At 56.0% G+C, this 13,147-nt stretch carries 16 protein-coding genes; 7 read left to right on the top strand and 9 right to left on the bottom strand.

The genetic code is table 11. From position 1 onward, the window contains the following. Positions 1–33: 33 nt before the first annotated feature. On the bottom strand, positions 34–1,359 hold the full coding sequence (locus AC6I6N_RS08855) for an aspartate aminotransferase family protein (protein WP_497943431.1): 1,326 nt from the start codon (positions 1,357–1,359) through the stop codon (positions 34–36). 181 nt (positions 1,360–1,540) lie between these two features. On the opposite strand from AC6I6N_RS08855, the gene AC6I6N_RS08860 reads away from it, so the two are divergent. Both AC6I6N_RS08860 and AC6I6N_RS08865 read left to right on the top strand, forming a co-directional pair. Continuing rightward, positions 1,541–2,401 (top strand): MurR/RpiR family transcriptional regulator, encoded by an 861-nt coding sequence (locus AC6I6N_RS08860; RefSeq protein ID WP_094198241.1) that lies wholly within the window; start codon positions 1,541–1,543, stop codon positions 2,399–2,401. Positions 2,402–2,406: 5 nt separating this feature from the next. Then, positions 2,407–3,444 (top strand): C45 family autoproteolytic acyltransferase/hydrolase, encoded by a 1,038-nt coding sequence (locus tag AC6I6N_RS08865; RefSeq protein ID WP_094195459.1) that lies wholly within the window; start codon positions 2,407–2,409, stop codon positions 3,442–3,444. A gap of 66 nt (positions 3,445–3,510) precedes the next feature. On the opposite strand, the gene AC6I6N_RS08870 is transcribed toward AC6I6N_RS08865, so the two are convergent. Next, positions 3,511–4,074 (bottom strand): cob(I)yrinic acid a,c-diamide adenosyltransferase, encoded by a 564-nt coding sequence (locus tag AC6I6N_RS08870; protein ID WP_321267546.1) that lies wholly within the window; start codon positions 4,072–4,074, stop codon positions 3,511–3,513. Positions 4,075–4,082: 8 nt separating this feature from the next. After that, the gene (locus AC6I6N_RS08875; RefSeq protein WP_094195461.1) at positions 4,083–4,607 is read right to left on the bottom strand and encodes a GNAT family N-acetyltransferase; all 525 of its coding nucleotides are present in this window, start codon (positions 4,605–4,607) and stop codon (positions 4,083–4,085) included. A gap of 159 nt (positions 4,608–4,766) precedes the next feature. Between AC6I6N_RS08875 and AC6I6N_RS08880 the strand changes: the two genes are divergently transcribed. Beyond that, on the top strand, positions 4,767–5,024 hold the full coding sequence (locus AC6I6N_RS08880; protein ID WP_234354420.1) for a copper-binding protein: 258 nt from the start codon (positions 4,767–4,769) through the stop codon (positions 5,022–5,024). Positions 5,025–5,306: 282 nt separating this feature from the next. Here the strand turns inward: AC6I6N_RS08880 and hslU are convergent, their stop codons facing one another. The 6 genes from hslU to AC6I6N_RS08910 form a co-directional block, all read right to left on the bottom strand. Beyond that, positions 5,307–6,644: an ATP-dependent protease ATPase subunit HslU gene (gene hslU / locus AC6I6N_RS08885; protein WP_108728214.1), complete on the bottom strand. Its 1,338-nt coding sequence runs from the start codon at positions 6,642–6,644 to the stop codon at positions 5,307–5,309. 17 nt (positions 6,645–6,661) lie between these two features. Then, positions 6,662–7,195 carry an ATP-dependent protease subunit HslV gene (gene hslV, locus AC6I6N_RS08890; protein ID WP_094195464.1) on the bottom strand — a complete coding sequence of 178 codons (534 nt, stop codon included), beginning with the start codon at positions 7,193–7,195 and terminating at the stop codon, positions 6,662–6,664. Between the two features lie 171 nt (positions 7,196–7,366). Further along, on the bottom strand, positions 7,367–7,714 hold the full coding sequence (locus AC6I6N_RS08895) for a hypothetical protein (protein WP_159063889.1): 348 nt from the start codon (positions 7,712–7,714) through the stop codon (positions 7,367–7,369). A gap of 248 nt (positions 7,715–7,962) precedes the next feature. Continuing rightward, on the bottom strand, positions 7,963–8,400 hold the full coding sequence (dksA, locus tag AC6I6N_RS08900) for an RNA polymerase-binding protein DksA (RefSeq protein ID WP_026484112.1): 438 nt from the start codon (positions 8,398–8,400) through the stop codon (positions 7,963–7,965). A gap of 82 nt (positions 8,401–8,482) precedes the next feature. Beyond that, the gene (locus AC6I6N_RS08905; RefSeq protein ID WP_094198242.1) at positions 8,483–9,577 is read right to left on the bottom strand and encodes a CobW family GTP-binding protein; all 1,095 of its coding nucleotides are present in this window, start codon (positions 9,575–9,577) and stop codon (positions 8,483–8,485) included. A gap of 199 nt (positions 9,578–9,776) precedes the next feature. Continuing rightward, the gene (locus AC6I6N_RS08910) at positions 9,777–10,268 is read right to left on the bottom strand and encodes a Fur family transcriptional regulator (protein ID WP_094195466.1); all 492 of its coding nucleotides are present in this window, start codon (positions 10,266–10,268) and stop codon (positions 9,777–9,779) included. Positions 10,269–10,349: 81 nt separating this feature from the next. Between AC6I6N_RS08910 and AC6I6N_RS08915 the strand changes: the two genes are divergently transcribed. Genes AC6I6N_RS08915 through AC6I6N_RS08930 form a run of 4 tightly spaced genes read left to right on the top strand, consistent with a single transcriptional unit; the run spans position 10,350 to position 13,147 of the window. Beyond that, the gene (locus AC6I6N_RS08915; protein WP_162988085.1) at positions 10,350–10,499 is read left to right on the top strand and encodes a hypothetical protein; all 150 of its coding nucleotides are present in this window, start codon (positions 10,350–10,352) and stop codon (positions 10,497–10,499) included. 4 nt (positions 10,500–10,503) lie between these two features. Beyond that, a complete protein-coding gene (locus AC6I6N_RS08920) occupies positions 10,504–11,226 on the top strand; it encodes a metal ABC transporter ATP-binding protein (protein ID WP_094195467.1) in 723 nt (240 codons plus the stop codon). After that, on the top strand, positions 11,226–12,125 hold the full coding sequence (locus AC6I6N_RS08925) for a metal ABC transporter permease (RefSeq protein ID WP_094198243.1): 900 nt from the start codon (positions 11,226–11,228) through the stop codon (positions 12,123–12,125). Before AC6I6N_RS08920 ends, AC6I6N_RS08925 begins: the two co-directional genes overlap by 1 nt. Then, positions 12,125–13,147 carry a metal ABC transporter substrate-binding protein gene (locus tag AC6I6N_RS08930; protein ID WP_497943432.1) on the top strand — a complete coding sequence of 341 codons (1,023 nt, stop codon included), beginning with the start codon at positions 12,125–12,127 and terminating at the stop codon, positions 13,145–13,147. Before AC6I6N_RS08925 ends, AC6I6N_RS08930 begins: the two co-directional genes overlap by 1 nt.

Consider the following 13,147-nt stretch of genomic DNA (forward strand, 5'->3'; position numbering starts at 1 on the left):
TGGCTGTCCGCTCATTGCTCGGCAAGACGAGATTTAACGGGGCAGGATGTGCTCTAGGGTGTGCGTCAGACGTTTCACGATTTCCTGAATGTCGGACTCGGTACAGATAAAGGGCGGCGCCAGCAAAATATGATCGCCATGCACCCCATCTATCGTGCCACCCATAGGATAGAGCATCAGACCTTGGGAAAATGCATGTTGTTTGATCTTGGCGTGGGTTTTCAGACTTGGGTCCAGGGCTTGCTTGCTGGCCTTGTCTTGTACCAGCTCGACGCCAACAAACAGTCCTCGACCGCGTATATCGCCTACATTGGGGTGGCTGTCCAATGCCTGATGCAGTTCCTGGCGTAATTGTTCGCCACGCTGGCGGACGTTTTCCAGCAACTGGTCCTGCTCAATGGCTTGCTGCACGGCAAGCGCACCGGCGCAGGCCGTGGCGTGGCCCATATAGGTGTGGCCGTGCTGGAAAAAGCCCGAGCCATTCAGGATGGCTTGATAAATCCGGTCACTGGCCAGCATGGCCCCAATCGGCTGATAGCCCGCACCCAGACCCTTGGCAATAGCCATGATGTCCGGCACCACGCCGTCCTCTTCGCAGGCAAACAGATAGCCGGTGCGCCCCATGCCGGACATGACTTCGTCCAGAATCAGGAGCACACCATGCTTGTCGCAGACCTGGCGGATTTTCTTCCAGTAGTCGCCTACCGGGGCTAAGGCACCGGCGGTGGCTCCCACCACAGTCTCGCCGACAAAGGCAGCAACATGTTGGGGGCCCAGGTTTTGAATCGTGTCATCCAGCTCCTGGGCCAGACGGTCCGCGTATTGCTCGGCGCTTTCATCGCTGCGCTGATCGCGGTAGGGATAGCAAGGGGAAACGTGCTGGGCTGGCGCCAGCAGCGGTATAAAGGGTTTGCGGCGCCATTCATTGCCACCAATGGCCAAGGCACCCAGCGTATTGCCGTGATAGCTCTGACGGCGGGCGATGAAGATATGGCGCTCAGGCTGGCCAATTTCTACAAAGTATTGTCGAGCCAGTTTCAGGCTGGCCTCTACTGCTTCAGAGCCGCCGGATAGAAAGTAAGCGTGATTCAGATCTCCAGGGGATCGGCTGGTCAGAAAATCCGCCAGATCTTCGGCAGCCTGGCTGCTGAAAAAAGAGGTATGGGCGTAGGCAATCTGGTCCAGTTGCTGCTTGATGGCGGCAATGACGGCAGGGTGGCTATGGCCCAGGCAGGACACGGCCGCCCCACCACTGGCGTCTATATACGATTTGCCTTCCTTGTCCACAATGCGGATGCCATCCCCTTTAACGGCATAGGGCAGCATGTGCTTGGGGTTGCGATGAAAAACATGTGTCATGGCGCAGATCCAGAAAGTAGTCCCAAAATATTTTCAACGTATGTTGAATATATAATAATACTTTCAACAAATAAATCATCATTGGGTGGTCGGTACAGATGGATAAAGATCGCACTGTTGCGTCTTGGCAGCATTTGCGGCCGATATATACTTGGTGTCCCCTTTAAAAGCGCGTTGGCCCATGAACTCCTTGAGTAACCTGACGGAGCGTATTCAAGCGGCGTTTGCCGCCATGTCGCCCCAGTTCCAGCAAAGCGCACGTTATGTGCTTGATCACGCTGATCAGGTGCCCTTGCTGTCCATGCGTCAGTTGGCAGCCCAGGCGCAGGTACAGCCTGCCACTTTGCTGCGTTTTGCACAGTCTTTGGGCTTTGGCGGTTGGGCAGAATTCAAGGCCGTCTTCACCCAGGCTCTGCATGGCCAGGGTGCCCGCCGCTATGCCGATCAGGCTCGGGCGGTGGTTCGTAACCGAAACAAAGAAGATCGCCAGGCACAGGTTCTGGCAGCGCAAATGGATAATCTGGCACTGTTGCGCGAGGTGAACGAAGCCCGTCTTCCGCAGGCTGTCAGCCTGCTTGCCAAGGCAAAGCGGGTTTTTGTGGCCGGGTTTCGAGCCTCTTTTGCGCCTGCCTTTTCTTTTCATTATCAGTACCGTTTGTTTCGACCCTCCATTGTCTTGCTGCGTGGTGAGTCAGGGACCCTGGATATGGATGTGCGGGCGTTGCAAAAGGGCGATGTATTGGTTTTGTTCGGTTTTGCGCCGTATTCGCAAGAAGCCGTACTGGTGCATCAGGCTGCTCGGCGGGCAGATGCACACATTCTGGCGATTTGCGACAGCTTGCTTGCCCCTATTGCGCAGCAGGCAGATGCCACATTATTGTTTGGAACCGACAGTCCGTCTTTTTTCCCTTCGTTAGTTGCTGCACAGGCGCTGGTGGAGGTGTTGCTGGAGCAGGTTCTGGCCAAGGCGGGCAGTCGTGCGGTAAGCGGTATCGAGTTGCTTGAAAATCAATTGCACCAGTCCGGTGCCTACTGGAAATAGACGCAATGGCTAAGTTGTCCTATCTGGAGTTAAGTGGTGGTCCCAAAGAAATTGGCCATTCTTTGGGACGTTTCGGAGCCTCTGCAGTGCATGCCTATTTGCTGAACTCAACAGCATGGCAGGGCATCATGCAATCAAAAGGAACGGCTGTAGCCAGTCAGCTGGCCCAGTACACCGAGCGTTATTTTCCCCGAATATGGACCGAGCTCCAGGGCCTGGCATTAGGCCTGGAGCTCCCATTTGAGGATGTGTTCTTGTGGAATTGCCGTGGCGACTTATGGGCCATGGCGCCTGATGGTTGCACAACCGTGCAAATGCCTGATCAAGGGGAACCCCGCCTGGTGCATAACGAGGACGGCGATCCAGGCTTGGCCGGGTACTGCGGGGTGGCTAAATTCATCCCCGATAGTGGCATGTCCTTTGTCTCCTTTCTGTATCCCGCCTCTTTACCGGGCCACAGCTTTGCGGTGACACAGGCAGGCCTGGCCATGACGGTCAATAACGTGCGAGCGCGTCACGTGGCCCCAGGCGTGCCGCGCATGGTTCTGACCCGTGCCATGCTCGATCAGCCCGACCTGGATCAGGCGGTGAGCATTTTGCAGGATCACCCCCGTTCCGGTGCATTTCATCTGAGTCTGGCCCAGCGAGGTGATCCGCGTTTGCTGAGCGTGGAGTTCAGTGCCCAGGCCGTGTCCGTGCAAACGATTGAGCAAAACCGTTTGCATGCCAACCATGCAGTGCATGAGGCCATGCAAGGCTTTGAACAGCGTCTGACTCGTTCGTCCGAGCTGCGGCAGGAGCGGGGCGATGAGTTGTTGGCGCAAGCCGGTGCCAAGCTTGATCCTTTAAAAGTCCTGGCGGATCAGCACCATGCAAGGTTCCCGATCTGGCGTTGTGACCCGGACGACAGTGACAGGGAAAACACTTTGGCGACCGTGGATATCCAGGTAGGCAGCTTGTCCTTGAAATGGCAGGTGTACGAAGATCCTACGGATCAGCCTGTGTTCAGGTTTGCGGACACAACCCGCATTGACCTTGTTTGAAAAAATAGGGCCCTGCCAAGCAGGGCCTTGTTCCTGTCGCGGTTATGGCAGGCGTGATGTGGGTAATCAGCCTTTGTGCTGGGCGTTGCGCTTGGGCTCCCAAAGCACATCAGAGCGGTCTGCGTAACGGTTCAAGGTACGCGCCAATACAAACAACAAATCCGACAGGCGATTTAGGTACAAGCGCGGACCGTCCTGCGGCAGTGTCTCTGCGGGCACTGCAACAACACTGCGCTCTGCTCGACGCGCTACACAACGCAGCACATGCGCTTGCGCCGCTGCCGGGCTGCCGCCAGGCAAAATAAACTCTTGGAGTATGCCCAAAGGTTCGTTGTAATGACCAATCGCCTGGTCCAGACGTTCCACATGCGTGCTGTCTATGACCTGATGGCCAGGAATGCACAATTCGGCCCCCATATCGAACAAGTCGTGCTGGATGTCGGACAGCAAGGTATCGACATCCTCTGGTAGCGTCATGCTGCGCAAGACACCGATATGGCTGTTCAGTTCATCCACATCTCCCAGAGCGTGGATCAGGGGAGCGGTTTTGGGCAGGCGGCTGCCATCACCCAGGCCCGTGGTGCCGTCGTCGCCGGTGCGGGTGCTGATAATGGAAAGTCGTGTGGACATGATGGGTTTTATATCTCAGCAGGAACAGGAGTGCCTTGGGCCATGTTGAGCAAGGCCTCGCCCGTGACGCGCACCACGCGCCAGTCATCCAGTACCTGCGCGCCTTGATGTTTGTAGAAGTCGATGGCGTTCTGATTCCAGTCCAGCACCACCCACTCCAGGCGGCCACAGCCCTGGGCGACAGCCAACTGAGCCAGATGACGCAGGGCAGCAGCGCCCAGACCGTGTTTGCGGTGGGCGGGGTCGATATACAAATCCTCCAGATAGATGCCACGGCGATCCAGAAAGCTGGAGTAGTTGTAAAACCACATAATGTAAGAGATTGCTGTGTTGGGCTGGTCTTGTGGCGTGATCACCAGGCAGTAGGCGCTGGGGGCGTCGGAGAAGAAACTGTTGCGCAGCGACTCGGCGCTGGCCTTGAAAATATGCTCCAGTTTCTCAAAGGCGGCCATGTCGCGCATCAGACCCAAAATGGTCGGAATATCGGCGGGGGTGGCTGGGCGCAGCACATACCCTTTAATAAATTCACTCATGCTTTTGCAAAGGTTTAGCGTTATGCTTGATCGGAAACAGACGCATCAGGCGTCCGAAAGTAGGCATTATGAGCTAATTGTCTGGCTCTGCACAATTTGCAGGAGTGAAAAATGACGTGGACGAAACGAGGCACGGCCTTGGCGTTGGGGACCTTGGGTATGGTGGCTGGCTCGGCATATGTCGTGGTTGCCCAGGCTCAGGAAGCCAGTGCGTCCGGTGAAGTGCGTCGACTGGACGCCGAGGCCGGCAAAATTACCATCAAGCATGGTGAGATCAGCGACCTGGAGCTACCCGCCATGACATTGGTGTACAAAATTGATCCTGCCTTGCTGGCCGATATCAAACCGGGTGACAAGGTGAAATTTACTGCCAAGCGCGATGGGGGTGATTACGTGGTCACCAAGATCAGCAAATAAGGCGGATTCAGCAAGTGGAGAAAAACCGGGTTCGCCCGGTTTTTTTATGTCTTATACAGGGGAGCTATCAGTATGCTCTGGTCGGCGGAATTGTTTGGTGATCTGGCGATCAGTAAGCCTGATTCGTTTTGCCAAGCCAGAGTTTGTTGAAAACTTGGTACAGTCGTCTGCTTGGTACGGTGTTGGTTCTTATCCGAACAAGAATGGAAAAAGGGGCAGATTTTTCTGCCCCTTTTTCGTGTCCGACAACAAGCGGAATAAGCCTTGAGTCTAGTGCTGAACTTACAGCACGTAGCGTGCCAGATCCTGGCTGGCCGCTGTTTCCTGCAACTGTTTGTTCACGTAGTCTGCATCAATGACCACGCTTTGTTCACCGTGGCTGCCAGCACTGTAGGAAAGCTCTTCCAGCAGTTTTTCCATGACCGTGTACAAGCGGCGAGCACCAATGTTTTCGGTGCGCTCGTTGACATCGAAAGCCAGTTCGGCCAGACGCTGAATGCCGTCGGGACGGAAATCCAGTTTGACGTCTTCGGTGCCCAGCAAAGCCGCGTATTGCTTGGTCAGGGAGGCATCGGTGGTCGACAGAATCTGTACGAAATCCTGGGCGCTCAACGATTCCAGTTCCACGCGGATAGGGAAACGGCCTTGCAGTTCAGGGATCAGATCGGATGGGCGCGACAAGTGAAAGGCACCCGACGCAATAAACAGGATGTGGTCAGTACGCACCACACCGTATTTGGTGGTGACGCTGGTGCCTTCCACCAAAGGCAGAAGATCGCGTTGCACACCTTGGCGGGACACGTCGCCACCGCTGCCTTGGCTCTCGCCACGGGCAGTGATTTTATCGATTTCGTCCAGGAACACAATGCCGTTCTGTTCGGCGTTGGCCACTGCAGCGGTGCGCAAATCGTCTTCATTGACGCGACGGGCCGCTTCTTCTTCGGTCAGTTGCTTGAAGGCTTCTTTGACGGTCAGCTTGCGAGCCTTGGTTTTTTCCTGTCCCAGACCAGAGAACATGCCACGCAGTTGCTCGGTCATCTCTTCCATGCCGGGAGGGGCCATGATTTCCATGCGAGGCATGGCCTGGGCCATTTCGATTTCAATCTCGGTATCGTCCAGCTTGCCTTCACGCAGGCGCTTGCGAAATACCTGGCGTGCGGAGTTATCCTCACGTTGGGGCTGGCCGTGGGCATCGCGCGAAGGGGGCACCAGCACGTCCAGAATGCGGTCTTCAGCGGCTTCCTCGGCCTGGGTGCGTACACGGCGCATTTCGATCTCGCGAGTCTGCTTGACCGAAATATCCACCAGATCGCGGATGATGGTTTCAACGTCGCGGCCTACATAGCCCACTTCTGTGAACTTGGTGGCTTCGACCTTGATGAAAGGCGCATTGGCCAGTTTGGCCAGACGGCGGGCGATTTCGGTTTTACCCACGCCGGTGGGGCCGATCATCAGAATGTTCTTGGGTACGATTTCGCTGCGCAAAGGCTCGGCAACCTGCTGGCGGCGCCAGCGATTGCGCAGGGCCACGGCGACAGAACGCTTGGCCTTGCCCTGGCCAACGATATGCTTGTCCAGTTCGGAGACGATTTCTCCGGGAGTCATATTAGGTGTAGACATGGTGGGGTATCCGGCTGTCAGAGTGTTTCGACGATATGGTTCTGGTTGGTGTAGATACACAGGTCGCCTGCGATCTCCAGGGACTTTTTAACGATCTCGGCAGGAGCCATATCGGTGTTTTGCAGCAACGCTAGCGCTGCAGATTGTGCGTAGGAGCCGCCCGAGCCGATGGCAGCCAAGCCATGCTCGGGTTCGAGCACATCGCCATTGCCGGTCAGCACCAGCGTGTGTTCCTTGTCCGCCACCAGCAGCATGGCTTCCAGACGGCGCAGAACGCGGTCGGTGCGCCAATCGCGCGTCAGTTCGACGGCAGCGCGCAGCAAGTTGCCCTGGTACTTCTCCAGCTTCGCTTCAAAGCGCTCTTGCAAAGTGAATGCGTCGGCCGTTGCACCGGCAAAGCCGGCCAGGATGCTGTCGTTGTACAAACGGCGAATCTTGCGGGCTGTGCCCTTGATGACAACATTGCCCAGGGTGACCTGACCATCGCCGCCAATGGCGACCTGATCTCCGCGGCGTACACAGACAATAGTAGTGGCGTGAAATTGTTCCATGATTTCCTTCCTTTAAGGTTCCCATTTGGGGGCCCAGCAGGAAATTTCAAGGATCAATATGCAAGCCTGTAAATTTGTTGATGCAGCTGGTGTAGCCGAACAGTTTTTTGTTTGAGGGCAATGTTTTTAGCTGGCTGGAGTGAGGGCTGATTGGGTGAAAGAAAGCTTAGGTCAGTTTTTGTTCAGCTCGAATTTCAGGGACGGGGTTTGCATCGATTTATTGCTCTCCAGTTGCTGGTTGAGCAGTGTCTCGGAGGTTGGTGTTTGCAAGTGAAGAACTTTTTGCTCTTCATTGCTGGTCGCCTTGGGAGGCTGATTTGTTTTGCCGCACGTCGCGATAAAAATGCCAAAGAATAGGATGGTTGCCAATGTTTTCCACCAGAAGCCATTACTCGTGTAGCTGACGTAGCTGACATCTTTACTGGCGCACTCAGGGCATCGTACAGATAGCTCTTTGCCGCGTGGGTACCAAGTATGGGAGCACTGGGCGCATTTGTTCAATGATCGTTTGGTGGACATGGCTGAAGGTGGCGTTGGCTACCGGCTAGGCTAATAAACACATAGTTTCAAGACATGTTCTTTGTATCATTTTTTGCCTGGTTCTGGCGCTTGGGCTCTCTTTCTTCCATCGAGATGACTGGCGACGCAGGCCAGGCGATAACGTGCATTGTTATGAAGCGACTCGTGGTCCAGGAAGTAAAAAACCCTCCCATTGCCTATTTGCTTACGGGAGGGTTTTACGTACTTCAAACGCGGGTGTCAGAGGTTTAATCCCCAAACATTTTTTGGCGCTTCTCGCGACGTTCCTGGGCTTCCAGAGACAGGTTGGCCGTGGGACGTGCCAGTAAACGGGGCAGGCCGATGGGCTCGCCGGTTTCCTCACACCAGCCGTATTCGCCCGAATCGATCAGGGCGATGGACTGTTGCACTTTCTTGAGCAGCTTGCGCTCACGATCGCGGGTGCGCAGCTCCAGAGCGTGTTCTTCTTCGATCGTGGCACGGTCAGCCGGGTCAGGAACGAACTGGGTTTCACGCAGGTTTTCCGTTGTGGCGCCCGCATTGGCCAGAATGTCTTGCTCTAGCTGGCGCAAGCGATGCTTGAAAAACTCCAGCTGGGCGGCGTTCATGTAGTCTGACTCAGGCATCGCCAAAAGCTCCTGCTCGGTCAGCAGGGTTGTAGTACTGTCATGTGACTTAGTTGCCATGATGCTTACCTCTTGTTGACGTCTGGGAGCCTGTAACTGTCGTCACGCGCAATCGCTCCGCATTTACTGAATAATTATTAATTCAAACCAGGCAATTCTCCAGGCCCTGGGTGAATATGTCTTGTGGCAATTTGCGGCCAATAAAGACCAGCTTGGTGCCTTTTTTATCTTTGGCCAGCCAGGCATTGCCAGGCTCGGCGCTCATCATCATGTGTACGCCTTGAAAGAGCATACGGCGATTGATGCCCTTCAGATACAAAATGCCCTTATAGCGCATCAGATCTGGTCCAAATACCTGGACAATTCCCGATAGGAAGTCTTCGAGTCGCTCGGGGTCGAAAGGACGGTCCGAGCGGAACACGAAAGCCCCGATTTCGTCATTGTGAGCGGCGTGCTCGTGGTGATGATGGTGGTGATCGTGTCCGCAGCTCGGACCACACTCGCCGTCATCGCCATGGTCGTGGTGGTGATCATGGCCGTCCGCCGCATCGGGGTGTTGCTCTGCCAGAAATTGCGGATCAATGTCCAGAATAGAGTTCAGGTTGAAACCGCTGACTTCCAGCAAATCCTTGATGTCCGTTTCACCAAAGTGAACCGGTGTAATGGTGGCTCGCGGGTTGATGCGGATCAGGCGGGCACGCAGGGCCTCGTAATCTACATCGTTGACCAGATCTTTTTTGGAGATCAGCAAGCGGTCAGCAAAGCCAACCTGTTTTTGGGCTTCTTCTTGTTGGTCCAGCGTGGCCATGCCGTGTTTGGCATCCACGACGGTAATGACCGCGTCCAGCCGATAGTAGTCGGCAATATCATCGTCCATGAAAAAGGTCTGGCAGACCGGGCCGGGGTTAGCCATGCCGGTGGTCTCGATGATGACACGCTCAAACTTCAGCTCGCCCGCTTGGCGGCGAACGCGCAAATCGTTCAGGGTGCGCATCAGGTCGCCGCGCACGGTGCAGCACACGCAACCGTTGCTCAGCTCGACGATTTCTTCCTGGGAGTCTTGCACCAACAATTCGTTGTCGATGCCTTCAGGCCCGAACTCGTTTTCGATGACGGCAATGCGTCGACCGTGATATTCGCTCAGGATGCGCTTGAGCAGCGTGGTTTTACCAGCGCCCAGAAAACCAGTCAGCACAGTGACTGGAACCATGTTGTTCAGATCTGATGCCGCGTTCATAAACATGCCTCGCAGTGGCGGGCGAAAGGTACAAGGCACGGCACCAACCGCGGCTTCCTGCACCCATCTGCTCCGCACGAAAACAACGTGCGATTACATCACAGCCTTGCCTGTTGGGCAAACGGTGATCTGTAAAAATTCACAGAGGTTTGCCAATAGATCGGGGAATATATACCGATTGGCGGCAAAATACTACGTTTTAGGGGGCAGATAAGGGTTTTCGCTCGTTTTTAGCGGCAACGCAACGTTGGCACAGGCCGCGCAACTCGGTCTCGTGGCCGGACAGGGCAAAGCCGGCTCCGCGCACACAGTCAGCCAGCCTTTGGCTCAAGTCCGGAGCGCACAGTTCCACCACGGTGCCGCATTGAGTGCAGACAATCAGCAAGTCGTGGGGGTGGCCACCGGCATCGACACAGGCGGTCCAGGCATTGACGGCATCCAGGCGGTGGATCAGCCCTTCTTCAGTCAGAAAGTCCAGGGCGCGGTAAACGGTAGGGGGTTTGGCGCCGGGTTGAAATTCGCGAACCAGATCCAGCAGTTCGTAGGCGCGCAAGCTGCGCTGGGCCTGAATCAGGATTTCCAGTACCTGACGGCGAATGGAGGTCAGCCGTTTACCGCGTTCCAGACAAAGCTGTTCAGCGATAGCGAGCTGATCTTCAATAGCGTTGGGCGTAAGAATATGTACAGGCATGGCGCTTGATAGGCTGTTTGTTATGTTATAACATCTTTGGAAAAAATTAAATTCCCAATCTAGCCGCATTATCCCTGTTTCATGTCCTGTTCTCAATTTTCCTCGACTTCCCGTAGTCCGGTGCCGCGCCGTTCGCTTTTGCTGGCCTCGGCCGGGCAGCGCGTACTGGGCGCCTTGTGCGTGGCAGCAGCCCTGTGGTTGCTAACTGCCTGGGCATTGGGCGCGTGGTAAGGGTATGACCTCCACTCAAACCTTGATCGAGCTGGATCATGTGGCGCTGGGCTGGAAAGACAAAATCGCCCTGCGTGATATCAGCGGCTGTTTTACCCGAGGCTCCTTGACCGCCATTGTCGGGCCTAACGGAGCCGGTAAATCCACCTTGCTCAAAGGGCTGACCGGACAGATCAATCCCCTGAAAGGGCGCATTGCTGTCGATAGTGGCTTTCTGGATCAGTTGGCCTTGCTGCCGCAAATGGGCGATCTGGATAAAAGCTTTCCGGTGACGGTGCATGATCTGGTGGCCATGGGGGCCTGGAAGCGCGTGGGCGCCTGGGGCGGCTTTCCCAAAGCAGAGCATGAACGCCTTGGCCATGCGCTGGAGCAGGTGGGGCTGGCTGATTTTGCGCGTCGCTCCATTGGTACCTTGTCGGGTGGGCAATTACAGCGCGCCTTGTTTGCTCGCATGATCATGCAGGATGCCCAAATCCTCTTGCTGGACGAGCCTTTTGCTGCGGTGGACCGCGCAACCTCGGATGAGTTGATGAACCTGATTCTGGACTGGCACAAGCAGGGCCGTACCGTGATGGCCGTGCTGCATGATCTGGATATGGTGCGTAGCTGTTTTCCGCAAACCGTGCTGCTTGCCGGACAAGTAGTGGGTTGGGGGCAAACCGAAGCAGTGCTGACGCCGGAGAACCTGCATCTGGCTCGCCATTTGTGTGCGGGTGACTACCTATGATGGCGCTGATGGATGTGCTGTTTGGCCCCTTCATCGATTTCGGTTTCATGAAGCGCGCGCTGGCCGGGTCTTTTGCTTTGGCCGCAGCGGCAGGGCCCTTGGGTGTATTTCTGGTACTGCGCCGCATGAGCCTGATGGGTGATGCGATGGCCCATGCCATCCTGCCTGGTGTGGCAGTCGGTTTTTTGACGGCGGGCTTGTCCTTAAGTGCGATGGCCATAGGCGGCATGATCACCGGCCTGGTCGTCGCTTTGCTGGCCGGGCTGGTTGCTCGTTTGACACCACAACGCGAGGACGCCAGTTTTGCGGCCTTCTATCTGGTGTCGCTGGGGCTGGGAGTGCTGCTGGTTTCGTTGCGTGGCTCCAATATGGATTTGATCCATGTGCTGTTTGGCACGGTGCTGGGGCTGGATGATGCGTCTTTGTTGCTGGTTACCGGCAGCACAACGATTACGTTGCTTATTCTGGCTCTGGTGTTCCGACCGTTGGTGTTGGAGTGCATGGACCCGATTTTTTTGCGTACCCAGGGTGGGCGCGGCTCCGTGGTTCACATGCTGTTTTTGTTCATGCTGGTCATCACGCTGGTGGCTGGCTTCCAGGTTTTGGGGACTTTGATGGTAGTGGGGATCATGATGCTGCCCGCCGCCTCGGCCCGGTTCTGGGTGTATTCCGTAGGTCGACAAATGTTGGTGGCGGCCTTGTTGGGCATGATCAGCGCCTATCTGGGGCTGCTGTTCTCGTATTACTACAACGTTCCGGCTTCGCCCGCGATTATCCTGGCGGCGGGCGCGTTTTATTTTCTTTCTATCACTTTTGGCCCCCAAGGCGGTTTGCTGCGTGCTTATTCCCAATGGCGTGCACGGCGTCGGCGCATGGCCTCTCTCTTGGAGCACGATTGATGAAAATGCGAGGCATGTATTCAGGCCGTATGGTGTTGGCCCTGGGTTTGTTGGCGGCCAGCCTGTCGGTACAGGCTGAACCCTTGCGAGTGGTCAGCAGCTTTTCGATCCTGAACGATATGGTCAAGGAGATTGGGGGCGACAAGGTCATGGCCAGCACGATTGTGCCTGCCAATGGGGATGCCCATTCTTTTGAGCCGCGTCCCAGCGATGCGAAGACCTTGGCCAAGGCGCAGTTGCTGGTGGTCAATGGCCTGGAGTTTGAATCCTGGCTGCCGCGCTTGCAGCAGGCGGCGGGCTATAAGGGCCCGCAGGTCGTGGCGACGGAAGGCATTACGCCTTTGGCGTTTGAAGGCGGGGCTGACGATCATGCTGACCACGACCACGACCACGACCACGACCACGACCATGAGCCTGCGCATGACCACGCCCAGGATCATGAACACGCGCCCGAGAAAGACCACAGCGGCCATGAGCACAGCCATCAGCATGGCAGTCAGGATCCGCATGCCTGGCAAAGTCTGGATCTGGCGCAGATCTATGTTCGCAATATCAGCAAAGGTCTTGAGCAAGCTGATCCGGCCAATGCACAGTACTACCAGGGCCGTGCCAAGGATTATGTCCAGCGCATTCAGGAACTGGACGACTCCATCAAGACTCGCCTGCAAGCGGTGCCAGTAGACAAGCGCAAGGTCATTACCTCGCACGATGCCTTCTCCTACATGGGCAAGGCCTACAACATCCGCTTTATTCCTTTGGTGGGGGTGTCCAGTCAGGCGGAGCCTTCGGCACGCGATATTGCACAGATCATCCAGCAAGCGCGCAGCGAGCAGATTCAGGCCATTTTTGTCGAAAACACGGTCAGCGCAAAACTGGTTGAGCAAGTCGCTCGGGAAACCGGTGCGAAAGTGGGCGGCACCTTGTATTCCGACGCCTTGGGTGTGCCCGGATCCGGCGTGGATACCTATTTGGGCATGATGCGCTCGAATACCGATCAACTGATCAAGGCTTTACAGCCCTGA

It is taken from the genome of Alcaligenes sp. LTN-3 (assembly GCF_059735605.1).